We start from the raw sequence: 23,740 nt of genomic DNA, 5'->3' as shown, positions 1-23,740 counted from the left end.
TCACTGACCTAAGTAAAAGGTCATTAAGAAAAACACTCTTTTTGAAATTATTAATACCCCGATGCACCGACCGGAACAATTCCATTGTAATCTGTCCAATACCCTGCCAGCGGATACGCCGGGATGTCATTCCAGTGGTCCGGGTCAACCTCGTGAATTTCCCCTGTGACATAACCATAGATTAGAGATTTCAAAGCTAGATAATTTTGCTTTGTTAAATAGCCATTTGATTTTTGTCCGAGACTTCCTTCACTTGTATTTCCTTTTGTCTCGAAAAATACGGCTGGATGGCTGTGGTTATCAGGATTTAGCCCTTTATAGTTCAGGCCCATCATCATGGCTGATACAACACCGCCTTTAATATCGATATCGTATCCAACTTGTTTTGCCGAATCAACAATTTGATAGCGGTCGATATGTGTGTATCCATACCCCTTCATATTGTCATATACGTAAGCAAGCATTTGCCGCGTTACATCGTTATAGTTTTTATAAGACGGCAATGTCGGACCATCAGGAGCAAGCGAAATTCCTAAGGAGAAGGATGTCGCTTCGTTAGTTCCGTACACCTGTTTCAGTCCTTGATGATGCAGGTCAATGGCAAAGTCCGGCTTCAAATCAGCCCAATATTTGTAAACCACCAGCGATTCCTTTCCGGCAAAGCCATCAAGGGTCCAATCCCGGTTCAAATCAAGCAGTTTGCCGGTTGACATAATTTTCGTTCCGCGGGTATTCATTTCCGCTCCATCTGGATTGTACATTGGAATAAAATAGAGGGTAGCCTCAGTTAATACTTTTTGGACCTCTTTATTATTGCTGCTGGCATATGTTTTTAAAAGTTCAAGCGCGGCCTCTGTCGTTAATTTTTCATTTCCATGTATTTGAGCCTGAATCCAAACTTTTTCAGGACCATTTCCGACTTTCGCGACATAAATGCTTCTTCCTGCTTCTGATTTACCATACTTGTCCAGAGTAAAGACTTCTACCTTCCCTTTGCTGGAATGCTCAATATCACCAAGAATCTTTACCACATCCGCAAATGATAGAGTTGAACTGATATTGGTTTGGCCATTTGTGGAAGGGCCGCCTGGGTTGGTTGCAGCAAAAGCAAAGGATGAAAACACTAGAAGCATCATTGCTGTTAATAGACTTATTTTCTTAAAAACTGATAAACTCATTTTCCAGACCTCTCTCTATATATTATTTTACCCCCTCTATAATAGAAACCTCCTCCCTTTTATTATGGGGTCTCTATCCATAGTAGGAAAAAAGAGTAAAAAACAATAGAGAGAAAAGTCCCAATTATTACATAATTCCCTCTTGAAGCACGGAGATGGTTCTCGTGTTCATAGTGAACAGTGCTGACACCGTTCACTATTCCTTATAAGGTACAGATAACTCTTTAATCTTATCAATCCAAGCTTTGAAGCTTCCGAATTCATTTGGCTTGAACTCGAAGTTGTTTTTTATTAAATTTACAACTTCGCTTTCTTGACCATGAAAAACGCCATCTGCATAGATTAGCTGGAAAAGTTCAGCTAAGACAATATTTTTAGAACGTTCACTTTTGAAACTCGTTAGAATTTCATCAATGGACAGACCTTTTTCCTTATAATCCTCAAGCTCCATTTCCTTTTTATATCTGCTCAAAACAGAGGTTTCAAAAACGGATACACTTCCATCAATTTTAGCAATAAAAGCAGCCAATTCTAAAAAGGCTTCTCTCTCGTCCTGCTGAAGTTCAGCTAGAAACATAAATACATACAACTCCTTGTACACTTTGTACTATCTTATACGAAATAGAACAAATTTAGTTTCAAAGGAACAACTCAGGGAAGAGACGGATCCTCTGGTGCCTGACACCAATTGTTAAAATTGCATGCAGTGTCAGGCACACACACATCTATAAAAGATCGCGAATGCACATCGCAGTGCGAACAGGCTCCAGAAAAAGTTGACTGAATACAATAGCATCATCATTCCATTTTAAAATGTGGCCTTCTGGCTATGGAAGGATTAAAATCCATTGGGAGGTTAAACTGTTGCAACATCAATTCCCGTTACAAACTGTGAGTCCAATGCATGGGTATCAGGAGTATATCCCTTATAACCCAAGGCTTTATTACTACCCGTATCATTACCATCCTTATTATCAGCCATATTACTATCCGGGACCAGGCGGGTATTATCCGCATCCTTGGTATGATGATAACAATAACAATGGTAATGGTTTCGACTACGATTATGATTATGATTATGACTTTAATCACGATTAAATTGCAACGGCACCTTCCTAAAGAAGGTGCCGCTATTTTTGTATAAAATCAGCAAAACCAGATAGCATTGACGCTGAGAAAATATGGGCGATGTGCTGATGATGGAAAAAGTATTGTCTGGTGATTTCGCTGAAAGTATAAAGAAATACCAGGCACCACCCATAATAGACTAATCTACAAACCAATAGGAAAATTATTAAAAAGATGAAGAAAAGCAAGGGTCCCCCAGTTCTCTCCTGCTTCATTTGTCCCCTAGTTTAAACTATCCCATTTGCACGTTTTTCCAAATATAAGAATATAACTATTTTACCAAACATATATATTGGTATTCATATTTTTTTATAGAAAGGAGCTTCTACTATGGATATCTGTATTTCCTGTGGAATGGAGTTATCGATTATGGAGAGAACGCGGGCTGAATGCTGGGATTGCAGGGATACGACAACAGAAGCTTATGAGGAGGACGACTAAATCACTGTTGCCTTTTCATAACAAGTAATCCCCAGTCACTATCCCTTTTGCTGTTACCCCTGCAAAATTAATTTGTTACCTTCAACTTATTTCAAAACAATTTTATAACTTCTCTTTCCAAAGCTTCATCGGATTAATCTGCACTTCTGTCAATGGCATTTGGACCATAGGAAGGGCCCTTTCCGGCTTTTCCTTTTTTAGATCCTCATAGATTGCTTTTGATTTCCCCAATCCTGCTTCAGCGGCATCCTCTACAGAAGCACAATAATAGACCTTGTTAATCCCTGCAAAGTACATCGCAGTTAAGCACATGGCGCAAGGTTCGCCGCTCGCATATACGACACAGCCGGACAAATCATTTGTCTGCAATTGTTCCTGTGCTCGGCGGATTGCCAATAATTCCGCATGTCCACTAATATCAAACGCTTTATGCAGTTCATTCACACCCTCTGATAGAATCGCATCTTCCTTCACAAGCACTGCCCCAAATGGCTGGCCGCCTTCCCGAACATTCTCGACCGCAAGCTCAACCGCTCTCTTCATAAATTTGTCCATTTCATTCACCCTTTCCAAAAAAGCAATGATGCTGCTCCCTGTATTATTTCATTATGGATGGTTCATACATAGTTTACAACCTATGTGACTACAGACTGAAAAAGTTTACAGGTTTCGTTCACGTAAAAAGGTTCTACGCGACCATAGAGGCTAGAGGCAGAAAAATTCACCGTTGCGACCTAACCAAGATTATTATTCCTGAAATGTGGATTCCGTTACAATAGGGCGATATGAAGATTCACAAAAAAAGAGACACCTAGCCTCTAAAAAGCTAATAGTGTCTCTTTTTCAATTTAATTCCCCACCTGCCATGGGCGATTGGCTGTTGCTTGCTTTCTCCTCGCTTGTTTGGGCCCTAATTCTCCTCGTGTCATCCGGCGCGGCTCCATTCCTCTTTCAATTCGGGTCCGGACTTCTTTTGAATAGGAAAAAAGATTCGGAGCAAAATAGATTCTGCCTGATTCACACTGACAATCAGGGCAGGCTGCTTGCTCCCGATTTCCATCCATCGACTTAAAGAATAAAGTAAATTCGCCGCAGTTAGGACAATGAAATGTATAACTAGGCATGTAATCCTTCCCCTGCTATTTATTTCTTCGGCAGAATATCCTTATCAAAAATTTGTGTCGGAATCGCTATTGTGCAGCAGGCATTAGGAATGTCCACAATACCATTAATTCTTCCTTCAACCGGTGCCGTACCCAAAATCATGTAGGCCTGCTCGCCCGTATATCCAAGTGTTTTTAAATATTCAATCGCATTCAAACATGCTCTTCGATAAGCAAGATTCGCATCTAAATAATGCTGCTTTCCATTACGTTCATCTACAGAAATGCCTTCAAACACTAGATAATCTGAATAATGAGGATCAACAGGACCCGGCTTAAAGACAGGATTTTCAGTTATTTTATATTTTTCCATACCGCCTTTAATAACATCAACCTTCAAGTCAATCCAGCCCGCCATTTCAATTCCCCCGCAGAAGGTGATTTCACCATCTCCTTGTGAGAAATGAAGATCGCCGACAGAAAGCTTGGCACCTTTTACAAATACCGGAAAGTAGATTCGGGATCCCTTTGATAGATTCTTAATGTCACAGTTGCCCCCGTTTTCCCTTGGGGGTACGGTTCTAGCACCTTCCTTGGCGACACGGTCGAACTCCGCCCCTTTAAGTGTTCCTAATACGGCCGCCTCAGGGTTTGGAGTGGTAGCTAGTTCCGGGACCCTATTTGGATCTGTTTCTCTTAGTGCTTTTTCTCTTTCATTCCACTTTTGCAACAGTTCCATAGAAGGAGCCACACCTATGAGCCCCGGATGCATAATACCTGCGAATTTCACCCCGGGTACATGTCTAGATGTAGTATAGATCCCTTCAAAATCCCAAATTGACTTAGCGGCTTCTGGAAACTCGTCTACTAAGAAGCTTCCGCCATTTTCACGCGCAAAAATCCCATTAAATCCCCATTCATCCCCTTGAAAAGCACCAATATCTAAAATATCAACAACTAATAGATCTCCAGGCTCCACACCATTTACATAAACAGGACCGCTTAGCACATGAACGCGTGCTAAGTTCACATCCCTAATATCATTCGGATTATCGTCATTTTTTATTTGCCCGTCTGTCCAATCCTTACATTCCAACCGAAATGAAGTTCCTGGGTCAACAGAAAAAGCCGCAGGAATATCCGGATGCCACCGATTATGACCAGGATGAAGCTGCTCCTCCATCGGTTTACTTAAATCAATCTTGAACATAGTTTTTGGCATTGAATTTCCCCCTCATTTTTTAAAAATACATGAAGTAAAATATGTATGCGCTTCCATTATATTACTGAAATCCAACGATATTAGTTAAATTAATAGATTAGACAAAAAACTATACTAAATAGTAAATTTTTGTTTTATTTGGATACAAACGCTTCTCTTTTAAACTCGAGCTATTGTATTTCCCCCATAAAAACGGTAGTCTCTTCTATATAATATGAAAGAATGAGGTGCAGCTATGAAACAAGAAATTCAATTTGTTCCCAGAACAGAGCTAAAGGCCAAGCCAGACCAAACTTCACTAGGATTCGGGAAGTATTACTGCGACTATATGTTCTCGATGGATTACAATGTTGAAAACGGGTGGCATGATCCGAAAATTGTTCCCTATGAGCCATTTATGATGGAACCAGCCGCGATGGTTTTTCATTACGGACAAGCCATTTTTGAAGGATTAAAGGCGTATAAGACAGGTGATGGAACGATTCAATTGTTCCGCCCGGAGAAAAACATGAAACGGTTAAACGATTCCTGCGACCGGCTTTGTATTCCGCAAATTGATGAGGAATTCTTATTAGAAGCGATTAAGCAATTAGTCATCGTGGAGAAAGATTGGATACCTCAAGGCGAAGGCACATCACTCTATATTCGTCCGTTTATTTTTTCAACAGAACCCTATCTTGGAGTGCGGCCTTCCCACCAATATAAATTACTCGTCATCCTGTCTCCATCAGGAGCCTATTATGGAGACCAATTAAGTCCTGTAAGAATCTATGTTGAAGAGCAGTATGTCCGCGCGGTTATTGGCGGCGTCGGTCATGTAAAAACTGCCGGAAATTATGCCGCAAGCATGAAGGCTCAGGAAATTGCAGAGGAAAACGGCTATGCACAAATTCTTTGGCTTGATGCCAAAGAAAATAAATATGTGGAAGAAGTCGGCAGCATGAATATTTTCTTTAAAATAAACGGTGAAGTCATAACGCCTCAATTAAACGGCAGTATCTTACCTGGAGTAACCCGTGACTCGGTAATTCAATTATTACAACATTGGAATGTGCCGGTTCGTGAAACAAGAATTTCGATTGAGGAGATTTTCGCAGCGCATGAACGAGGTGAATTGGAAGAAGTATTTGGCGCTGGAACTGCAGCCGTTATCTCACCAGTTGGCGAATTAACTTGGAATAGCGATTCGATTGTCATTAACGAGAAACATATCGGAGAAGTATCCCAGCGCCTGTATGACGCCATCACAGGCATCCAGCTCGGAACCTTGGAGGATCCATTTGGTTGGACATTAAAGGTTGACAGCGTTAAAGCAAAATAAGGGAAGCACTATAGAGGGGGAAAGCCCGCTCCTCCCCCTCCAATATACTGCATAGTCTCAGTCTTTCACTCTTCTTTTTAAAATCCCCCATATAACCAATACTCCTAACAACACTTTTTAACGATAATGGAAATCTCTTAAACAATTTAAGAATAGCCATCCTTCCAAAGAATAATAAAAGAAATTCCGGTAAAACATAAAATATATCTACCGCCCCTGAGGAGTTCGTTTTATGAAAAAACATTTGTTTAAAAATGAACAGTCCTTTGACATGGATGAATCTTCGCTCGAATCCCGTATTAACTTCCTTAAGGAGTCAATGGGTAATACCGAAGACTTATTCATGCTCCCTATTTCATTTAGAGATAGAAAAGGAACCATCATTTATTTATCCACGATAGCAGATTCGGAAAAGATTCAAGAAGGGGTTTTATTCCCTTTGATTAAATATCAGGATTTCAACCTTCATGATATTCCTTTTACAGCGGAAAATAATAATAGAGTGGACCTTCAAGAGGCTGTAAATGCCTTGTTACAGGGAAAGGCCATTGTCAGTATGGAAGGCTGGGACGACATTTTTTCCTTTAATACCGCTAAAGACCTATCCCGGAGTCCAAATGAACCAGATAATGAAAAAACGGTTAGAGGCTCCCACTTAGGCTATGTTGAGAATCTAACAACCAATATAGGCTATATTAGACGGGGGATTTCAAGCAGACATCTTCAAATCCGTTATTTCCAAACCGGTCAATACACCAATACCCAGACAGCAATGGTCTATATCGAAGGAATTGTAAACCCGAGTCTAGTAGAAAAACTAACAAACAGACTTCAAGCCGTTACAACAGATATGACCTTTAGCCCAGGTTATTTAGAAGAGTTAATTGAGGATTCGCCCTTATCACCATTCCCTCATATTCTTTACACGGAAAGGCCGGACCGAACCATTGCCCAATTAATGGAGGGAAGAATTGCGTTATTGACTGAAGGAAGTTCAGATGCGATTATCCTACCGGTATCATTTTTTTCTTTTTTCCAAGCGACGGATGACTATAACAGCCGAATCATAATCGGATCTGTTTTTCGTTTATTACGGGTGGTGAGTTTTCTCTTAACTCTATTATTACCTGGTTTATATATTGCCATCATTGCATTTCATTTCGAGATTATTCCCACCGATATATTAGTTGTTGTTAAAAACTCGGTTGACAATATCCCTTATCCTCCATTTATCGAGGCGATGATTATGGCGTTTACCATCGAATTAATCCGTGAGGCTGGAATTCGTCTGCCGACGCCAATTGGTCAGACGATTGGTATTGTCGGCGGTTTAATTATTGGAGATGCTATTATTTCTGCGGGATTGGTTTCAAACATAATGGTGATTGTCATAGCGATGACTGCCATTTCATCTTTTACGATTGCCTCTTATGAATTAAGTAACACCGTAAGGATTCTAACCTTTCCCATTATGGTTCTGGCCGCAAGCTTTGGATTTGTAGGCATCATATTTTCTTTGATGTTTATCGTTGGTCACCTTTGTAAACTGGAATCACTTGGGACACCTTATTTCTCCCCAGTTGCTCCATTCGATGTACAAGGGATGAAAGATGCTATCCTGCGCTTCCCTATTTGGCTGTTAAAATTCCGGCCGCGTGATTTACTAGTGAAAAATAGAAGACGACTATATCGACCAAGAAGATGGGAAGAAAATGAAGAATAATAACCAAATGACGAAGCTTCAGTTAATCACCTTTATCATACAGACACAAATAGGGGTAGCATTTCTATCTCTTCCCTTTGACATTCACAAATTCGCCAAAGGGGACAGCTGGATTTCACTGCTGATCACTGGCGTTGTCATGCAAGTGCTGGTCTTTTTTTATTTTATATTAAGTAACCGGTTCCCAAAGCAGGATTTATTTCAAATCCTGCAATCCCTGTTAGGCAGATTTGTCGGAAAATGCTTGACCCTTTTTTATTTTGCCTATTTCCTGCTAACCGGTTCCACCATTCTCATTTTATTCGTCTATATCATAAAAAAATGGATGCTGCCCTACACGCCGTACTGGGTAATCCTTATGTTGATGTGTGCGGTCGGAATATATATTGCCATTGAAAATCTAACGGTGATTGCCAGATTTTATTTTATTGCGACGATTGTGTTATTGGTCTTTATATTTGTCACACCTATGGCCATCAAGGACGGAAACATTCATTACATCATGCCAATCGGTCATTCAGGCATATGGAAGATTTTAAACGGAGCGACACATGCTACCTTGGCATGGCAAGGATTAGAGTTATTCCTAATTGTCTCCCCGTTTGTAACAGCTAGCAGTAAAGAGAAACTGAAGGCTGTGACTTTAGCCAACATATTGGTCACATTACTATACACCTTTCTTACCTTTGTTTGTTTAATCTATTTTAGCGGCGATGAAATAATGTTGATGCCGCAGCCTGTTCTGTATTTATTAAAATCATTTTCTTTCACTATCATTGAACGGCCTGATATCGTGATCATTTCCTTGTGGATCATCCTAGTGGGAACTTCCTTTATCAGCTACCTATACGGTGCATCATTGGCAGCTTCCTTTGTCATCAAAAAATGGAAGAGACAGCCCTTTGTTTATTTAACCGCATTATTCTGCTTTGCTTTTGCCCTGTTTTTTAATGGGGAACAGGAAATTGAGAAATTAACAAAATTTACAACAAATATTGGTTTCATCTTCTTATTGGCTATGCCAGTGTTTCTCTTACTCATTTCGTTGTTGTTTAAAAAACAGCAGAGGGGTAATTTAAATGCGAAAAACTATTAAAAGGCTGATTGTTAGCAGCGTTATTCCCATTTTCTTAACTGGCTGTTGGGATCAGCGGCTGTTGAAGGAACAAAAATTAATCAGCTTAGTCGGCTATGATATGAATTCTAATGGCGAGGTGATCGCCAGTATGGCTTACCCGGTTCGAAAAGGCGGGGTAACGACAGGCACTCAATCCGCCTCCTCTCAAAGTACGATTTTAACGACACATGGAAAAACAGCTCTAGATTCACTTATGCATGCGGACCTAAAGATTTCCGAACGGATTGATATTTCAAAAGCTCAAGTTATCCTTTTCGGTGAAAAAATCGCTAAAGTGGGACTATATCAAGTCATTGACCATATTTACCGAAACCCGAAAGGAGCGCTTGGCGCGAAAGTCGCCATCGTTGAAGGTTCTACAGCAGAGGCGGTGAACTTAAAACAGGAAGAAGCAGAAATAATTGGACGATACTATGATGAATTTTTAAAGAGCGGGCGGGCCACTGGTTTTTATACAAATTATAACGTTCAATCGGTTTGTCCTTTATTGCTTAAACATACAAAGGATCCGCTTCTGCCGCTGCTCCAAATTCAACCAACACAAAACCGTGCAGTGACTGTCGGGATGGCCATGTTTAATAATGAGAAAATGACCGGAAAGCTAAATATTGATGAATCAAAAATGTTTATCCTGCTAGACGGATCCAAGAAGCAAAAGGTTTCTCTGTTGGTAAGAACCAATAATCATTATAAAAACAGACAAAAAAATTATGTGGTCATTGAGGTTCTCGGCACGAAGCCAAAAACAAAGCTGCATGTGAAAAATAAATCGATTACAGCAGATTTGTCCCTAAAACTTTATTACCGGATCACCGAATATCCGAAAAACCATCTAACCACACCTATGCTCTTGGACGAACTGAATAAAGCAATAAAGGAAAATCTAACACAGCTGGCACAACAAACCATTACCAAAATGCAAGAAGCCAACTGCGACGGCTTCGGCATCGAAGAACAAATTAAAGTCCATCATCACAAGCTTTGGGAAAAACAATACAAAAACACTGCCCTAAAAAACATCACCATCAAACCACGCCTGCAACTTGAACTAACCAATTCTGGAATCATAGATTGATGAAGTATTGGGACAATTCGAAAGCACGGAAAAACTGATAGGAAAAAGTATATGAATTAATAGTGGTTGTTGTTTTTAGGGAATTCATAAATGTTTATTGTAGCCCCGGTCTTTTTGCATGCTTCAATGGGCACTTCTTCGGCGATTTTACTCGTTCTCGCGTTCATTGGACGCTTCAAGGTGCACTACTTCCGGGATTTCTCTTGCTCTCGCGTTCATTGGATGCTTCAATGGGCACTTCTTCGGCGATTTCTCTTGTTCGCCCGTTCATTGGATACTTCAATGGGCACTTCTTTGTGGATTTCTCTTGCTCTCGCGTTCATTGGACGCTTCAATGGGCACTTCTTCGGCGATTTCTCTTGCTCTCGCGTTCATTGAACGCTTCAATGGGCACTTCTTCCGGGATTTCTCTTGCTCTCGCGTTCATTGGACGCTTCAATGGGCACTTCTTCCGGGATTTTACTTGTTCTCGCGTTCATTGGACGCTTCAATGGGCACTTCTTCGGCGATTTCTCTTGCTATAGCGTTCATTGGACGCTTCAATGGGCACTTCTTCGGCGATTTCTCTTGCTCCCGCGTTCATTGGATGCTTCAATGGGTACTTCTTCGGCGGCTTCTCTTGCTCCCGCGTTCATTGGATGCTTCAATGGGTACTTCTTCGGCGGCTTCTCTTGCTCTCGCGTTCATTGGATGCTTCAATGTGCACTTTTTCGAGGATTTCTCTTGCTCTCGCGTTCATTGGACGCTTCAATGGGCACTTTTTCGGCGATTTCTCTTGCTCTCGCGTTCATTGGATGCTTCAATGGGCTCTTCTTCGGCGATTTCTCTTGCTCTTGCGTTCATTGGACTCTTCAAGGTAGACTTCATCGGGCACTTTCCAGATGCTGTGGCATTCCACAACAAAAAAGAAATGGTGCCTGACACCAATAAAGGTGTCAGGCACCACTTTTTTTCCTAATACTTTTGAAATACCAATGACACATTGTGGCCGCCAAATCCTAGTGAGTTGGATAGAACCACCTGTACGTCCTTCCTCTTTGCCACGTTCGGGACGTAATCTAAGTCCAGCTGTTCATCTGGTGTTTCATAGTTAATGGTTGGCGGGATGATTCCTTCTTTCATTGCTAACACGGAGAAAATTGCCTCAATGGCACCAGTTGCTCCTAATAAATGTCCTGTCATCGATTTCGTAGAGCTGACTGATAGCTTATAAGCATGCTCCCCGAAGACTTCTTTAATAGCCAAGGTTTCATACAAATCATTGTAATAAGTAGAAGTACCATGTGCATTAATATAGTCCACTTGTTCCGGAGCAATGCCGGCATCCTCTATTGCCAGTTTCATAGCACGCTGGGCACCTTCACCTTCTGGAGCAGGCGTTGTAATATGATGGGCATCACCTGTCGCACCATAGCCAATCAGCTCTCCATAGATCTTCGCTCCCCTGCCTAATGCGTGTTCAAGCTCTTCTAATACCACGATTCCAGCACCTTCACCAATGACAAATCCATCACGATTTTTATCAAAAGGACGGCTTGCGGTGTTCGGGTCGGGATTTTTCGAAAGAGCCGTCATATTGGAAAATCCAGCGACAGTCATCTCGGTAATGGTTGCCTCCGTTCCGCCAGCGATGATCATATCGGCGTCCCCTTTTTGAATGACCCGGAAAGCATCGCCAATGGAGTTAGCGCCGGATGCACATGCCGTAACTGAACAATTGTTGATTCCTTTCGCCCCAATCTCAATCGAAACCTGCCCCGCTGCCATGTCCGGAATAAGCATTGGAATCGTAAATGGGTTGACCCTGCGCTGTCCTTTTTCAATAAATTTCTTATGCTGCTCCTCAAACTCGGCTAATCCGCCAATTCCCGAACCAATCCAAACACCGACCCGTTCCGGCTGAACATCCTTACCGATTTCAACGCCCGCATCCTTGACAGCCATTTTACTTGCAGCCACAGCAAATTGACTGTAACGCCCCATTCTTCTGGATTCCTTTTTATCCATGAATTCTTCAGGTGCAAATCCCTTAACTTCTGCAGCGATTTTGATATCTACTTTATCTGCATCATAAATGGTTGCGGGTCCTATCCCTGATACACCGTTTTTTATGTTATCCCATGTTGATTGCGCATCATTCCCCAAAGGCGTTACAGCCCCTATTCCTGTAATCACAACTCTTTTTCCCATATGAGCTCTCTCCTACTCATTTTTTATTATCTATCATATAATCCTTTTTTCTATTTTAACTAATTCAGAGAGGTTGGACAAATTAATTCATGACCTGGTTATAATAGGAGGTTTAAATTTTTTTAAGAAACTGTCGCCTGATACCAAAAAATTGACATTTCTACAGCACTCCACTAAAATGAATGATAGTCATTCATTTATTTTGTAAAAGGCGGGTTAAATAGGATGGGAAAAAGCTCTGATGGAAAATATGATATAATCCTGCATGCTGCGATTGATGTTATTTCTGAAAAAGGTCTTGATAAGACCTCCATTTCCGATATCGTGAAAAAAGCTGGGGTTGCGCAAGGAACCTTTTATTTATATTTCTCATCAAAAAATGCCTTAATACCAGCGATTGCAGATAATCTTCTTACGATTACTTTTGAAAGTGTGAAGGAAAAGATACAGGGAAAAGAAACATTTTGGAGCATTTTAGAGGTTATGATTGATGAAACATTTAGAATAACAAAAGAATATAAAAACATTATTATCCTCTGTTATTCCGGGCTAGCCATCGATCACTCAATGGAAAAATGGGAAGCTATTTATCAGCCATATTATGATTGGCTAGAGAATATTATAAAAAAAGCGATACAGCAAAACGAAATAATCAGTGACATTAATCTAAAATGGACCGCCAAAACAATTATAAACCTCGTCGAGAATGCGTCTGAACGCTTTTATATCAGCCAGGTCCAGGATGATACCATTGAAGTATATAAGATAGAGGTATTTAACTTTATCAAAAGATCGTTAATTACCCCATCATAAAGTATTGGATTTCATCCAATATTTTATTTAGTTATAAAATGACTGATAGTCATTCATTACTATTAAAAAATAAAACAACAAGAGGTGCGTATGGATGGTTTGGGGTCTTTTAGTATTAGCTGGAATTGAAGAAGTCATTGCAACCATTGCAATGAAATACGTAAATGGAACAAAAAAGAAACTGCCGTTAGTGGTCATGACGGTAGGATTTATATTTTCCTTTTACTGCCTGGCAAGTGCCATGCAAGTTCTTACTGCCGGGGTTGCTTATGCAGTTTGGACGGGTATTGGCAGTATTGGAATCACATTAGTGGGTACCTTTTGGTTTAAAGAAAAGCTTCATCTTTCTCAAATAATATCACTTTTACTTATATTATTAGGGGTCATTGGATTAAAGATGACAGCCTAATTTGAATCATCATGATCGAGAGGTGTGTAAAAATGGATTGGGTTTTGGTTTTTATTGCAGGAATATTAGAAGTGGCATGGGCATCAAGTCTGAAACATGCAGATTCACTTTTAGATTGGCTCATCACCATTATTTTGATCATTATCAGTTTCATTTTACTTATTCGTTCTTATAAAACGATTCCCGTTGCAGCAGCTTACACTGTATTTGTAGGCATTGGAACGGTGGGCACTTTTTTGACAGGCATCTTTCTGGGCGAGTCATTTTCTTTTGACCAAATATTTTTTCTAATGATTTTATTAGCAGGAATCATTGGCATGAAGACCTTTACTAAAAAAGAATCTCAGGATCCGATTACTGAACTTGGTCGTGATAACGTCGAAGCTTGACTTTACAAACAGTGCTTGGCCACTGTTTGTAAAGTCCACTTAGCCCATATGGGTTAATTATATAAGCTTAGTATAAATCCTGATCAACTGCTGTTGCTCTTCTTCAGTTAATCTTTCAAGTAATTGCGTCCGCAGCTTTTTCCCTTCCTCTTGTGCCTTTTTTAAAAGATCACGCCCTTTGTCCCTTATCTCCAAATAAAGAACTCTTTTATCATTTTCATCTGATACACGAACGGCCAGCTCCCTTTTAATTAGTTTTTCAGTTAAATGGGTAATCGATGGCGGCGCTAACCCTAAGGCTTTTGCGATATCTGATGGCCTGCTTTTGCCGTGGTCACGTAAATGAGCCAGCACCAAAATATGTGTGATACCAATATTTTCATTAAACATTTGATTCCACTCGACTATTAATCGATTGTTCATCTTATCCATCAAATGGATGAGTTCAAAAATAGATGGATTTTCCATGGTACCCCTCTTTCTAATTAGGTTCTATTATTAATCATATAAGAAAGACCCCTTTTATGAAAAGAGGTCTTTCACTTTATTATTATTGCGCAGAATAACCGCCATCAATGACCAGCTCGGCTCCAGTGATAAAAGAAGATTCATCTGATGCTAAAAATAAAGCAGCATTAGCGATATCGTCTGGGCGTCCAAGGCGTTGCAGCGGAGTAGCCGCCACCATATGATTAACTAAATCCTTAGATGTCTCCAGGTTTTTCGTCATCGGTGTTTCAATGATTCCAGGGAACAAGGCATTAACACGAATGCCTAAACGGCCATATTGTGTTGCAGCCGCTTTTGAAATGGCACGAACTGCACCCTTAGATGCTGAGTAATGGTTAAAGCCCATTCCAATTTGTGCAGTGAATGAGGAAATATTAACAATTGCCCCTTGCTTTTGCTCTTTCATATACGGAATAACATGCTTTATTCCTAGAAATGGTCCAAAACTATTAACTGTCATCATTTTTTGCCAATCATCAATATGAATGTCTTCTACTGATTTTTCCGAGGAAATTCCAGCATTGTTTACGAGAATATCGATTCTTCCAAAGCGTTCTTTAACCTCTTGTAACAATTGCTGCCAATCCTCTTCAGAAGCAACATTCAGCTTCATGCCGTAAACATTTTCCTTCTGGCTGGCTTTTTCGAGAGCTGCTTCATTTATATCTGCAGCGATAACAATGGCCCCTTCTTTACTAAATAAATCGACCATGTTTTCTCCAATACCAGATGCACCGCCGGTAATAATCGCTACTTTATTTAATAATCTTTCCATTCTATTCAGCTCCTTTTATTCCTTCGTAATAAAGGTCACCTTATTTATTTACAACTACCACTAGGTATTTAGACGTCTAAATAAATATTAGTAAATAACTCTCATTTTGTCAAGATGAGGGTCCCTGACACCAAAAAGAAGCAAGGGGACAGTTTCTCTTACTTCTTTCATATTGCGAAATATTAAATTAACTAAGCATGGAATACAAACTACTCCATTCCTCCGTCTAGTAATAGCTTGTATTCTTCCGGAGTATCTATATCCGGTATTATCTTTCTGTTCATCTCAGTGTAATATACATGCTTTTCAAATTTTTTTATAACTGATTTTCCGCCTTCGTCCCCATTGATACTTAATAAATGAGGAAACAGGTTTCTTTTAAATAAGACAGGATGCCCTTTAATGCCTTGATATTTAGCTTGAATAATAGAAAAGTTCGATTGACTATGATAAGCATTAATAATCTTATCGATTTCTTTCGATGACATTAATGGCTGGTCCCCCAATAAAAAGATAGCAGCTTGCACAGAATCTGGTAATGACTGTAATCCAAGTTTAACCGAGGAGGACATTCCCTCGTTTGAACGATCGTTAACTATAACTTTACTGATTCCTTCAATTTGTGCCTCCCTAGCCAGTTTTTCTACATGTGAATTTACTACTACAATAATTCCATCTAACTGTGTTTTTACGCATTCATCAAGCGTATGTCGAATAAGCGTCTTCCCTTTATAGGGCAAAAGTAATTTGGGTTCCCCCATTCGTTTTGAAAAACCAGCAGCTAAAACAATGGCCCATACTTGACTATTTATATTTCTAATAATTGCTCTTCCTTCCTATTTGAGAATTAATCATTCTTGTGTATGTTTCATATATATTTTACAAGTAGTCTCCCCAATTTAATAAGAATGTCATGTATTATTATCCCATAATTCAGATTTATCAAACAAGGCAAATCGGTACTGCCTGACACCAACCTTTAGGTATAAAAATGTCCCGGTACCTAGTAAAATGGTAAATAGGGAAAGCAATAAAAAAGGAGAGAATGGTTTGAAGTTTATTGAGAAGTTCTTTGAAGGGATCGATAAAACATGGCGTGCGTTTAAAGAGTTTTTTGGGACGCTGTTTGTATTCATTGGTTTTCCAATTACTACGTATGCTTCGTTCTATAGTGCGGGCGAATTTATGAATGACGGAGAAAAGCTAAAAGGAATCGGTTTGTATATTTTTGCAGTTATTATTGCTTTAATAACAATCGGGGCTATTTACGTTACAATTTCAGAATGGATTGAGAAAGTAAAAAAGCGAAACAAAAAAAGTTCGTAAACACAAAAGACCGTTACCTATTGATAGGTTTAACGGTCTTTTTAGATTCATGATTATCGTGTCAGGCACTCTTTTCACGCTGCCGCTTCTCCCAATTAGCCTTTAATTCAGGGGTTGCTTTGGGTATGACGTGGTTATTAATTACAAGGTTAATTGCATTATCAGAAACTAGGTTAAACGTATTAAATTTTATGATTTTATTTTGAGTGGTGCGGACATGTAAAATCTTGAAAGAAAGTCCCCCCAAATACATGTCTTTTATTTCATTTATCGCTACGCTGTTTTTTCTTCCTTTTATATAACCATTTTCAATCGTGAATAATACCTTTCCCCTTAAAAGTGCGGAGAGAACCTGTAGTAATTTTGTCAAAAAAAACAGCGTACAAGGAATACCAATTAGAATTCCAAAAAAACCTCTTACCATACTAGAATGAGGTACTACCATGAAAAGGATAAACAGACCAGTCAAAGTCATAATAAACATGCCAGAACCTATGCAGCCGGCTGCCATATTCGTATATACAACTTCTACCTTATTATCTTTTACTTTAATAATGTGATCCATAATTAGTCATTTCCTTTTCTTTATTCAAAAAAACATCCTTCTCTAAAAGGCTCTTAATTGTCATCTCATCACAAGGTTTAATGATAAAATTCTCGCCCTGCTTTTCAACCATCCAATTGTTTTCCAGCCTATTGGTAAACATCCATACATTTTTTGCTAACGGCTCTTTTGTATCGGTAAATTCGAGTAATAAAAGCGTATTTAGGAAACCATCAGTCTCTTTTAAAATTTGATAAAATCTCTTTTTCTCCTCACTAAGCAGCCTTAGATCAAATTGTTTTTTATTATCATTCAAGGCCGAAAGCAGTTCCTCGAATTCCTCTTGGGTAATTGATATGGTTGTATTGTCAGCCTCTTCTCCTTTTCCAATTCGATAGAAGTCTGAAATCATACAGCTAACTTCCTCACTTGTAACAGTGGTAAACATATGCACTTGTTCATCAAAGTGAAGGGTATGCTTAATAATTCTCCCTTCTCCAAAATGAAAGGAATATGTCTCCTCTGACTGTTCCGCAGAATGGCGAGATAGTTTAATAGATTGTTCTGAGTAATTTAATATTGCAATTATTTTTGCTAGATTGTCTGTTAAAGTAAATTTGTGATTTTTATAATCTAATAAATTTTTTGCTAAAAGAGAGCGACAGCTAATTTGCAGCAGCAAATCCATTTTTTCATCATCTAAATCTCCAAAATAAACTTGTTTCAGGGCATTTCCTTGTTCAAAGAAGCCCTCACTATAAAAACTATAAATTAATTCTTCAATTGATAGGGAAATTTGTTCCATCATATCCTCCTAGTGACCAAAACCAAAAAACTTTTTCGAGCCGTTTAAAAGGTTCGAAGCATGACTTTTTACACTTTCAAACCCATCTTTAACCTTATTCACTCCAGAGGCGATTCCCTCTGTTACATTATAAATACTGTCCTTAAAGTGCAGGGCTGTTTTATTCACAAATTCTGGTGTTTTTTCTGTAACCCAATCACCAACGAGGCTTCCAACGAAACCACCAGCGCTGGCGCCAATAACCGTCCCGACTGGACCGGCTAAACTTCCAATTGCACCGCCTATTACTGCTCCTCCAACAGATGTTGCAGTAACAACCCCAGTTTTATAGACAGCAGAGCCCACGACCTTTGCATTTTCCTCTTTTAATTTCTCGATATTTCCTCCATAGATGGAATAGTTTTCAGTAATTTTAATGCCAGCTCCAACTGTCTCAACACCAGCAGTAATAAGAGCAGCTGTTAACATGTTGGCTTTGCCTACTTTTAAGGCAGATTTAAGAACTTGGCCTGATTGATTTTTTACTGCATTAAGACCGTCCTTTAACGAGGCTGCATCCAACCAATCATGCTTTAATTTGCTGACACTATTGCTCAGATTTACGATATCTTTTGGAAAAAGTCCGGAGAACCTTTTATAAATCAATTCTGCCAATGATTTATCTTTAAACTTAAACAAGGTTTTATAATTAACCATCAAACGGGCTAAAAAGTTGAACCTGGAGCCTTCTACCTTTTGAATCAATTTACCAACTGGAATTTTCCTATTTTTATATAGTACTTCTTCTGCTACTTCAAATTTGCGCAGCACCCCATCGATATCATTAAATTTAAAGCCAAGCAGGTGCATAATCCCCGCACCGCCCATATACTGCAATCCGTGTAAAACGTCTCCTAACCGGCCGACAGTGTCGTTGTAAAGTTCATATGTATCACTTGCCAGACGATTATTTAACGCTTCATACACCGGATTAAGTTTGTCCGTAAGCGTATCAAATTTCTTATCCAAACTTTTCTCCGCTGCCTGGTACTGTTCGGCTGAAGCTGTGGCAAATGATTTCAACCGCTTCATCTGCGCCGCTGTATCATCTAGTTCAGCGCAGGCTTTCGCTAATCGATACCCTAGATTCTTACGGTTTAGTATTTTGGGATCAACGCTATAGCGCAATCCGACCGCGTTGTTTTGGACACTTAGCAACCGGGCTATATTTTGATCCAAACCAGCTATTGAGCTCTTGACGGTATCAGGATGAATAATGATTTTCGAGGCCATGGATGAACACCACCTTATGTCTTTTATAAAAATTCACGCGTTTTTCCGTGAAAATGAAAGTTTTTTCCACAATATACTAATTATAGAGGAAGATAAGAGTCGAAGAAATATTCTCTTTTTCCTATATATAGGTGTGATTCTTTATTGTTAGTAGGACAAATTTACTAGATTTTTGTTTTGCGCTAAACATTCCGTATTAATACCATTTTAACCAAATATGACCTAAAACAGGAAAAACGGACCATATCTTTTAGGAGTTTCTCTCTATGTACATGCCCTCCATTTACTTGTATATTCAACTTGTAATAAAGTTTTTGAAGATTATTACAACTAAATCTATTTGGGGGTTTTTAGATGAAAAAGAAGGTACTTGCTTTATCATTAACTGGTTTAATGGCTCTTGGCGGAATTGCAAGCGCTCCCATTTCAGTTGGCGCAGTAGGAGAAGGTCCAAACTATGGCGGCAATGAGTCCATTCAGACTTCCATCCTTCATACATACGATTCTATGGTTGATTTCCTAAAAACTCAGGATGCAAAACAAACCGCAATGCAGTTAGAAGTTATCGGTAAAACATTGAAAGGCCGGGAAATCTACCTCGCCAAATATGTTTCTAACCCAAACAATCCTACCATCCTCTTCTTGACTCAGCAGCATGGAAACGAACAATTGACTACAGAAGGTGCTTTAGAATTTATTAAACATTTAGGAACAGGTAAAATGAAAGGCGTCCTCGACAACGTCAATATCCTTGTAATACCAATGCTTAATGCAGACGGAGCCATGGGGGATGTCGATTTCTCATTAGATGATTATGTTGCTGACGGCGGCAGACATTTAACTCGTTACAATGCTGACGGTGCTGATTTAAATCGTGACCATGTGGATAAAAAATATCCTGAAACACAAGCATTGCATAACAATGTACTTAAAAAATACAAGATTGATTATATGATTGACCTGCATCATCAAGGAACACAAAGTGAGCGTGACGGAAAATATGTTTCCGGTTCCCTTCTTTATCCAACAAATAAAAATGTAAAACCAGAAGTGCTGGAGCGCTCAAAAAAATTAGGCGCTATTGTGTTCAATGCTGTTGACTCTACAGGCTGGGGACATCTTGGCAAATACGATGGCGGTAACGGTGAAAATATCGGGCGAAATGGTGCTGCTGTCCAATATGATATTTCTACATTACTTTTCGAAATGCGCGGCATGTCTGACCATTACTATGAATCTTATGCCATTGGACAAAAAAGTAATGGCTATTTGATTAAACAAACCATTACTACTCTAGATGCTTCAGTAAGAGCCATTGCCGATGGTTCAATTAAAACCGTGGATACTAGCTTCTGGGATACACTTCCAGTCCAAAATACTCGTCCTTCCGGGGAAGAAACTGAATAACACTCCCTCAGTTGGCTGCCAGCAGCGTTCTTTTACAACGATGCGGCAGCCAATTTTTTTCAAAAAAAATGATTGACTAATAGAGTTGGTTTCAGCTACTATTGCTTTATACTTAATTGCATAAAAGCAAAAAAGCGTTGAACTATTAAAGTAGCTGATACAAACCTTGAAATGAGAGATCTGTTGGTCGGTGCAAAACAGACAAGCTGTATGGTGAATTACACATAGGGAGCTGACAGTCCGGTTTCGGCCGTTATCTAAAACAAGCGAGCAGCAATTTGTCTGCTAACTAGGGTGGTACCGCGGAGCTTTCCGTCCCTTTTTTGGGATGGAAAGCTCTTTTTTTTATATTCATTTTTCATTAAAGGGGTAGGTATGCATGAAAAAGGAAATTTCTATCGGGATGTCGCTGATTCCAATTGTTGCACTAATTGGAGCAGCCGCCCTTTCTATTTTTATTTGGAAGGCAGGGATGCATGTCCCGTTAATGATTGGCGTAATCGCCGCAGCCATCATTTCCATTATTGCCGGATGGAGCTGGGATGAAGTCCAGCGAATGATGGTTAAAGGTGTGGAAAGAGCATTACCAGCTGTGTTTATTTTATTAATTATCGGCATGATTGTCGGCACATGGATTGCCAGCGGTGTCATCCCAACGATGATCTATTACGGTCTTTCGATTATCACCCCTGCTCTGTTTGTACCGATTGTGGCACTAGTAACAGGGATTGTCTCGATTACTTTGGGAAGTTCGTTTACTTCTATTGCGACAATTGGTCTTGCGTTTATGGTAATTGGAGAAGGGCTTGGGTTCTCCCCTGGACTTGTTGCCGGGGCTGTCATTTCAGGAGCTTATTTTGGCGATAAATTATCCCCGCTTTCTGATACAACGAATATTGCACCGGCAATGGCTGAAACGGATTTATTCAGCCATGTAAAGCATATGCTGTGGGATACCATACCGGCGTTTTTAATTTCCATTGCGTTGTATTGGATTGTTAGTTCCTCCGCTGCCGCAAATGGCGGTACTGATATTAAAGCAATTGAGGCAATCAAAACTGGTTTAAATGATGTATTCGTTATTCATCCATTATTATTACTAATGCCAATATTGACGATTATTTTAATGATCAAAAAAACACCAGCCATCCCAGCATTGATGGGCGTAAGTATCTTAGGCGGTGTACTAGCGGTTCTTGTTCAAGGGACATCCGTGACCTCTATCGTTCAAATCATGACAAGCGGCTATCACGTTGAATCCGGAGTCAAAGCGTTAGATTCCTTGCTAAACCGCGGCGGGCTCATGTCCATGCTCGGAACAATTGGTTTACTAATCCTGGCAACAGCTCTTGGCGGTATTTTAGAAGAAACGGGCTCCTTTGAAGTTTTAACGAAAAAGATGATGTCGAAGGTCCATTCTACTGGTACTTTGATTAGTTCAACCATTCTTTCAACCTTTGTTGTTGCCTTTGCAAGCGGTGCCCAGTTTTTGGCGATTATTCTACCAGCAAGAACGTTTGTAAAAACCTATAAGGAAATGGGAATTGATACGAAAAATCTTTCTCGGTGTGTGGAAGCAGCAGGAACAGTTGGGATTAATCTTGTTCCGTGGGGGGTACCTGCCGTATTTGCCGCTGGAATACTTGGTGTGAGTCCAGGCGAATTCATTCCATATGCCTTCTTTGCCTTCCTTGTGCCGCTCATGAATATTTTATTTGGCTTCACAGGGTGGACGATTACGAAGAAACAATATAAAGTTGAAGACAATCCAACGAATGACAAAGGCAGGGCTGTGATATGAGTGAAGTTATCTTAAGCGTATTAGGAACGGCTCAAGATGCCGGCCTTCCTCATCCAAATTGTTTTTGTAAAAATTGTACAGAGGCCCTCCGCAATCCGAAGTTTCGGCGGCTTGCAGCTTCATTAGCGATTGTCCATCCCAATGAGAAAGCTTGGCATTTAATTGATGCCAGTCCTGATTTGAAGGAACAAATGGCTAGACTGCAAATGAAGTACGGTATGGAGGGGCGGCTGATGGAAAGCATTTTTCTAACACACGCTCATTTAGGGCATTATCCAGGATTGTTGTTTTTAGGACGCGAAGCGATTGGTGCAAGCCGAATTCCAGTGATGGCCGGGACGAAAATGAAGCATTTATTAGAAGATCAGGCCCCTTGGAGTCAATTGACGAAGCTTGGCAATATTAATCTTCAAGAGATTTATGATGGGGAGATAGTGGAGATTGCTCCTTCCGTTACGATTACGCCCATTGATGTACCGCACCGAAATGAATTTTCGGAGACGTTTGCTTTTTGGATTGAAGGTCCGAATAAGAAGGTGCTTTATGTTCCTGATATTGACCGGTGGCATGAATGGGATAAAGATCTTTGGAAGGTTTGCAAGGAAGCGGATATCTGCTTACTGGACGGTACGTTCCATTCAGAGAAGGACCTTGAAAGGATTGGCCGGGATTACCGGGAAATTCCCCATCCACTTATGACAGAAACGATGGACCGCCTTCAGGATTTAGCCGAAGAAACCGAGATTTATTTTACCCATTTAAATCATTCCAATCCAGCGATTGATCTGGATCTGGAGGTTCGGCTGGAAATTGCGGCTAGAGGTTTTCATATTGCGGAGGAAGAGATGGAATTTAGGTTATAAGTTAAGGAGCCGCTGCATAGAGGGTAGGTTAATGCCCCTTTGCAGCGGCTTTTTATAATGTAATGGATTAAGGACCAATTGGTCTTGGAAACCAAGCTTCTTAAAGACCAATTCACTCTTAAATATCAACATACTGTCCCATACAAACCGCATATGGGACAAATCTAGCGCTCTAACCAAACGTACTGTCCCATACAAACCTCCTATGGGACAAATCTTGTGCTTTAATCAAACATACTGTCCCATACAAAACGCCTATGGGACAAATCTAGTGCTCTAACCAAACATACTGTCCCATACAAACCGC

At 39.9% G+C, this 23,740-nt stretch carries 25 protein-coding genes and 1 other annotated feature; of the genes, 13 read left to right on the top strand and 12 right to left on the bottom strand.

The features are described 5' to 3' along the window. Positions 1-50: 50 nt before the first annotated feature. Together IE222_RS16975 and IE222_RS16970 are read right to left on the bottom strand one after the other, a co-directional pair. Entirely contained in the window at positions 51-1,178 is a 1,128-nt protein-coding gene (locus IE222_RS16975; protein WP_191274822.1) for a M14 family zinc carboxypeptidase, read from the bottom strand. A 196-nt stretch (positions 1,179-1,374) separates the two neighbouring features. Further along, complete coding sequence (locus tag IE222_RS16970; RefSeq protein WP_191274820.1) at positions 1,375-1,755, bottom strand: TerB family tellurite resistance protein; 381 nt, start codon at positions 1,753-1,755, stop codon at positions 1,375-1,377. Positions 1,756-2,042: 287 nt separating this feature from the next. Between IE222_RS16970 and IE222_RS16965 the strand changes: the two genes are divergently transcribed. Next, the gene (locus IE222_RS16965) at positions 2,043-2,276 is read left to right on the top strand and encodes a hypothetical protein (RefSeq protein ID WP_191274818.1); all 234 of its coding nucleotides are present in this window, start codon (positions 2,043-2,045) and stop codon (positions 2,274-2,276) included. Between the two features lie 573 nt (positions 2,277-2,849). Here IE222_RS16965 and IE222_RS16960 read toward each other — a convergent pair. The 3 genes from IE222_RS16960 to fmdA form a co-directional block, all read right to left on the bottom strand. After that, positions 2,850-3,302: a nucleoside deaminase gene (locus tag IE222_RS16960; protein ID WP_191274816.1), complete on the bottom strand. Its 453-nt coding sequence runs from the start codon at positions 3,300-3,302 to the stop codon at positions 2,850-2,852. Between the two features lie 293 nt (positions 3,303-3,595). Next, positions 3,596-3,871 carry an FmdB family zinc ribbon protein gene (locus tag IE222_RS16955; RefSeq protein WP_191274814.1) on the bottom strand — a complete coding sequence of 92 codons (276 nt, stop codon included), beginning with the start codon at positions 3,869-3,871 and terminating at the stop codon, positions 3,596-3,598. A gap of 19 nt (positions 3,872-3,890) precedes the next feature. After that, a complete protein-coding gene (gene fmdA / locus IE222_RS16950; RefSeq protein WP_191274812.1) occupies positions 3,891-5,072 on the bottom strand; it encodes a formamidase in 1,182 nt (393 codons plus the stop codon). Between the two features lie 235 nt (positions 5,073-5,307). On the opposite strand from fmdA, the gene IE222_RS16945 reads away from it, so the two are divergent. The 5 genes from IE222_RS16945 (at position 5,308) to IE222_RS16925 (ending at position 11,287) form a co-directional block, all read left to right on the top strand. Next, entirely contained in the window at positions 5,308-6,393 is a 1,086-nt protein-coding gene (locus tag IE222_RS16945; protein ID WP_191274810.1) for a branched-chain amino acid aminotransferase, read from the top strand. Between the two features lie 232 nt (positions 6,394-6,625). Next, positions 6,626-8,116: a spore germination protein gene (locus tag IE222_RS16940; protein ID WP_191274808.1), complete on the top strand. Its 1,491-nt coding sequence runs from the start codon at positions 6,626-6,628 to the stop codon at positions 8,114-8,116. Further along, on the top strand, positions 8,106-9,212 hold the full coding sequence (locus tag IE222_RS16935; RefSeq protein ID WP_191274806.1) for a GerAB/ArcD/ProY family transporter: 1,107 nt from the start codon (positions 8,106-8,108) through the stop codon (positions 9,210-9,212). The genes IE222_RS16940 and IE222_RS16935 overlap by 11 nt, the downstream gene beginning before the upstream one ends. After that, positions 9,196-10,329, top strand: coding sequence for a Ger(x)C family spore germination protein (locus IE222_RS16930; RefSeq protein ID WP_191274804.1), 1,134 nt, complete (start codon positions 9,196-9,198; stop codon positions 10,327-10,329). The genes IE222_RS16935 and IE222_RS16930 overlap by 17 nt, the downstream gene beginning before the upstream one ends. Positions 10,330-10,663: 334 nt before the next feature. Continuing rightward, positions 10,664-11,287 carry a hypothetical protein gene (locus IE222_RS16925; protein WP_223282763.1) on the top strand — a complete coding sequence of 208 codons (624 nt, stop codon included), beginning with the start codon at positions 10,664-10,666 and terminating at the stop codon, positions 11,285-11,287. On the opposite strand, the gene fabF is transcribed toward IE222_RS16925, so the two are convergent. Next, a complete protein-coding gene (gene fabF, locus IE222_RS16920) occupies positions 11,284-12,519 on the bottom strand; it encodes a beta-ketoacyl-ACP synthase II (RefSeq protein WP_191274801.1) in 1,236 nt (411 codons plus the stop codon). The genes IE222_RS16925 and fabF overlap by 4 nt on opposite strands. 225 nt (positions 12,520-12,744) lie before the next feature. Here fabF and IE222_RS16915 point away from each other — a divergent pair, with 225 nt between their 5' ends. From IE222_RS16915 to IE222_RS16905, 3 genes are all read left to right on the top strand, one after another. Then, a complete protein-coding gene (locus tag IE222_RS16915) occupies positions 12,745-13,332 on the top strand; it encodes a TetR/AcrR family transcriptional regulator (RefSeq protein WP_191274799.1) in 588 nt (195 codons plus the stop codon). Between the two features lie 94 nt (positions 13,333-13,426). Continuing rightward, positions 13,427-13,741 carry a DMT family transporter gene (locus IE222_RS16910; RefSeq protein ID WP_191274797.1) on the top strand — a complete coding sequence of 105 codons (315 nt, stop codon included), beginning with the start codon at positions 13,427-13,429 and terminating at the stop codon, positions 13,739-13,741. A 32-nt stretch (positions 13,742-13,773) separates the two neighbouring features. Continuing rightward, positions 13,774-14,130 carry a DMT family transporter gene (locus IE222_RS16905; RefSeq protein ID WP_191274795.1) on the top strand — a complete coding sequence of 119 codons (357 nt, stop codon included), beginning with the start codon at positions 13,774-13,776 and terminating at the stop codon, positions 14,128-14,130. Positions 14,131-14,187: 57 nt separating this feature from the next. On the opposite strand, the gene IE222_RS16900 is transcribed toward IE222_RS16905, so the two are convergent. The 3 genes from IE222_RS16900 to IE222_RS16890 all read right to left on the bottom strand — a co-directional run bounded on the left by IE222_RS16900 (position 14,188) and on the right by IE222_RS16890 (position 16,206). Continuing rightward, complete coding sequence (locus IE222_RS16900) at positions 14,188-14,598, bottom strand: MarR family winged helix-turn-helix transcriptional regulator (RefSeq protein WP_191274793.1); 411 nt, start codon at positions 14,596-14,598, stop codon at positions 14,188-14,190. Between the two features lie 82 nt (positions 14,599-14,680). Beyond that, the gene (locus IE222_RS16895; protein WP_191274792.1) at positions 14,681-15,415 is read right to left on the bottom strand and encodes an SDR family NAD(P)-dependent oxidoreductase; all 735 of its coding nucleotides are present in this window, start codon (positions 15,413-15,415) and stop codon (positions 14,681-14,683) included. A gap of 209 nt (positions 15,416-15,624) precedes the next feature. Continuing rightward, entirely contained in the window at positions 15,625-16,206 is a 582-nt protein-coding gene (locus IE222_RS16890) for a nucleotidyltransferase family protein (RefSeq protein ID WP_223282772.1), read from the bottom strand. 259 nt (positions 16,207-16,465) lie between these two features. Between IE222_RS16890 and IE222_RS16885 the strand changes: the two genes are divergently transcribed. Continuing rightward, a complete protein-coding gene (locus IE222_RS16885) occupies positions 16,466-16,741 on the top strand; it encodes a hypothetical protein (RefSeq protein WP_191274788.1) in 276 nt (91 codons plus the stop codon). Between the two features lie 61 nt (positions 16,742-16,802). Here the strand turns inward: IE222_RS16885 and IE222_RS16880 are convergent, their stop codons facing one another. Genes IE222_RS16880 through IE222_RS16870 form a run of 3 tightly spaced genes read right to left on the bottom strand, consistent with a single transcriptional unit; the run spans position 16,803 to position 19,362 of the window. Further along, positions 16,803-17,306, bottom strand: coding sequence for a DUF5381 family protein (locus IE222_RS16880; protein ID WP_191274786.1), 504 nt, complete (start codon positions 17,304-17,306; stop codon positions 16,803-16,805). After that, on the bottom strand, positions 17,290-18,090 hold the full coding sequence (locus tag IE222_RS16875) for a YfjC family protein (RefSeq protein ID WP_191274784.1): 801 nt from the start codon (positions 18,088-18,090) through the stop codon (positions 17,290-17,292). Before IE222_RS16875 ends, IE222_RS16880 begins: the two co-directional genes overlap by 17 nt. Before the next feature lie 9 nt (positions 18,091-18,099). After that, positions 18,100-19,362: a YfjB-related protein gene (locus tag IE222_RS16870; protein WP_191274782.1), complete on the bottom strand. Its 1,263-nt coding sequence runs from the start codon at positions 19,360-19,362 to the stop codon at positions 18,100-18,102. Between the two features lie 354 nt (positions 19,363-19,716). Between IE222_RS16870 and IE222_RS16865 the strand changes: the two genes are divergently transcribed. The 3 genes from IE222_RS16865 to IE222_RS16855 all read left to right on the top strand — a co-directional run bounded on the left by IE222_RS16865 (position 19,717) and on the right by IE222_RS16855 (position 23,433). Then, positions 19,717-20,769 (top strand): M14 family zinc carboxypeptidase, encoded by a 1,053-nt coding sequence (locus IE222_RS16865; RefSeq protein WP_191274780.1) that lies wholly within the window; start codon positions 19,717-19,719, stop codon positions 20,767-20,769. A 128-nt stretch (positions 20,770-20,897) separates the two neighbouring features. Then, positions 20,898-21,092: a binding site (T-box leader), on the top strand. 56 nt (positions 21,093-21,148) lie between these two features. Next, positions 21,149-22,570 carry a Na+/H+ antiporter NhaC gene (gene nhaC, locus IE222_RS16860; RefSeq protein ID WP_191274778.1) on the top strand — a complete coding sequence of 474 codons (1,422 nt, stop codon included), beginning with the start codon at positions 21,149-21,151 and terminating at the stop codon, positions 22,568-22,570. Continuing rightward, positions 22,567-23,433, top strand: a complete 867-nt coding sequence (locus IE222_RS16855; RefSeq protein ID WP_191274776.1) for an MBL fold metallo-hydrolase — start codon at positions 22,567-22,569, stop codon at positions 23,431-23,433. Before nhaC ends, IE222_RS16855 begins: the two co-directional genes overlap by 4 nt. Positions 23,434-23,740: the final 307 nt, after the last annotated feature.

The sequence above is a fragment of the Neobacillus kokaensis genome (assembly GCF_014656545.1).
GTDB lineage: Bacteria > Bacillota > Bacilli > Bacillales > Cytobacillaceae > Neobacillus > Neobacillus kokaensis.
The sequence above is the reverse complement of the archived record's forward strand: the minus strand, read 5'-3'. Positions and strand labels throughout refer to the sequence as shown.

Bases quoted from the DNA above. Each gene is read 5' to 3' on its own strand.
- IE222_RS16945 (WP_191274810.1), top strand. From the start codon at position 5,308: ATGAAACAAGAAATTCAATTTGTTCCCAGAACAGAGCTAAAGGCCAAG.
- IE222_RS16900 (WP_191274793.1), bottom strand. From the start codon at position 14,598: ATGGAAAATCCATCTATTTTTGAACTCATCCATTTGATGGATAAGATG.
- IE222_RS16970 (WP_191274820.1), bottom strand. From the start codon at position 1,755: ATGTTTCTAGCTGAACTTCAGCAGGACGAGAGAGAAGCCTTTTTAGAA.
- IE222_RS16930 (WP_191274804.1), top strand. From the start codon at position 9,196: ATGCGAAAAACTATTAAAAGGCTGATTGTTAGCAGCGTTATTCCCATT.
- IE222_RS16915 (WP_191274799.1), top strand. From the start codon at position 12,745: ATGGGAAAAAGCTCTGATGGAAAATATGATATAATCCTGCATGCTGCG.
- IE222_RS16910 (WP_191274797.1), top strand. From the start codon at position 13,427: ATGGTTTGGGGTCTTTTAGTATTAGCTGGAATTGAAGAAGTCATTGCA.
- IE222_RS16875 (WP_191274784.1), bottom strand. From the start codon at position 18,090: ATGGAACAAATTTCCCTATCAATTGAAGAATTAATTTATAGTTTTTAT.
- IE222_RS16975 (WP_191274822.1), bottom strand. From the start codon at position 1,178: ATGAGTTTATCAGTTTTTAAGAAAATAAGTCTATTAACAGCAATGATG.
- nhaC (WP_191274778.1), top strand. From the start codon at position 21,149: ATGAAAAAGGAAATTTCTATCGGGATGTCGCTGATTCCAATTGTTGCA.
- IE222_RS16960 (WP_191274816.1), bottom strand. From the start codon at position 3,302: ATGGACAAATTTATGAAGAGAGCGGTTGAGCTTGCGGTCGAGAATGTT.
- IE222_RS16895 (WP_191274792.1), bottom strand. From the start codon at position 15,415: ATGGAAAGATTATTAAATAAAGTAGCGATTATTACCGGCGGTGCATCT.
- IE222_RS16935 (WP_191274806.1), top strand. From the start codon at position 8,106: ATGAAGAATAATAACCAAATGACGAAGCTTCAGTTAATCACCTTTATC.
- IE222_RS16925 (WP_223282763.1), top strand. From the start codon at position 10,664: ATGGGCACTTCTTCGGCGATTTCTCTTGCTCTCGCGTTCATTGAACGC.
- IE222_RS16955 (WP_191274814.1), bottom strand. From the start codon at position 3,871: ATGCCTAGTTATACATTTCATTGTCCTAACTGCGGCGAATTTACTTTA.
- IE222_RS16940 (WP_191274808.1), top strand. From the start codon at position 6,626: ATGAAAAAACATTTGTTTAAAAATGAACAGTCCTTTGACATGGATGAA.
- IE222_RS16865 (WP_191274780.1), top strand. From the start codon at position 19,717: ATGAAAAAGAAGGTACTTGCTTTATCATTAACTGGTTTAATGGCTCTT.
- IE222_RS16905 (WP_191274795.1), top strand. From the start codon at position 13,774: ATGGATTGGGTTTTGGTTTTTATTGCAGGAATATTAGAAGTGGCATGG.
- IE222_RS16880 (WP_191274786.1), bottom strand. From the start codon at position 17,306: ATGGATCACATTATTAAAGTAAAAGATAATAAGGTAGAAGTTGTATAT.
- fmdA (WP_191274812.1), bottom strand. From the start codon at position 5,072: ATGCCAAAAACTATGTTCAAGATTGATTTAAGTAAACCGATGGAGGAG.
- IE222_RS16870 (WP_191274782.1), bottom strand. From the start codon at position 19,362: ATGGCCTCGAAAATCATTATTCATCCTGATACCGTCAAGAGCTCAATA.
- IE222_RS16855 (WP_191274776.1), top strand. From the start codon at position 22,567: ATGAGTGAAGTTATCTTAAGCGTATTAGGAACGGCTCAAGATGCCGGC.
- fabF (WP_191274801.1), bottom strand. From the start codon at position 12,519: ATGGGAAAAAGAGTTGTGATTACAGGAATAGGGGCTGTAACGCCTTTG.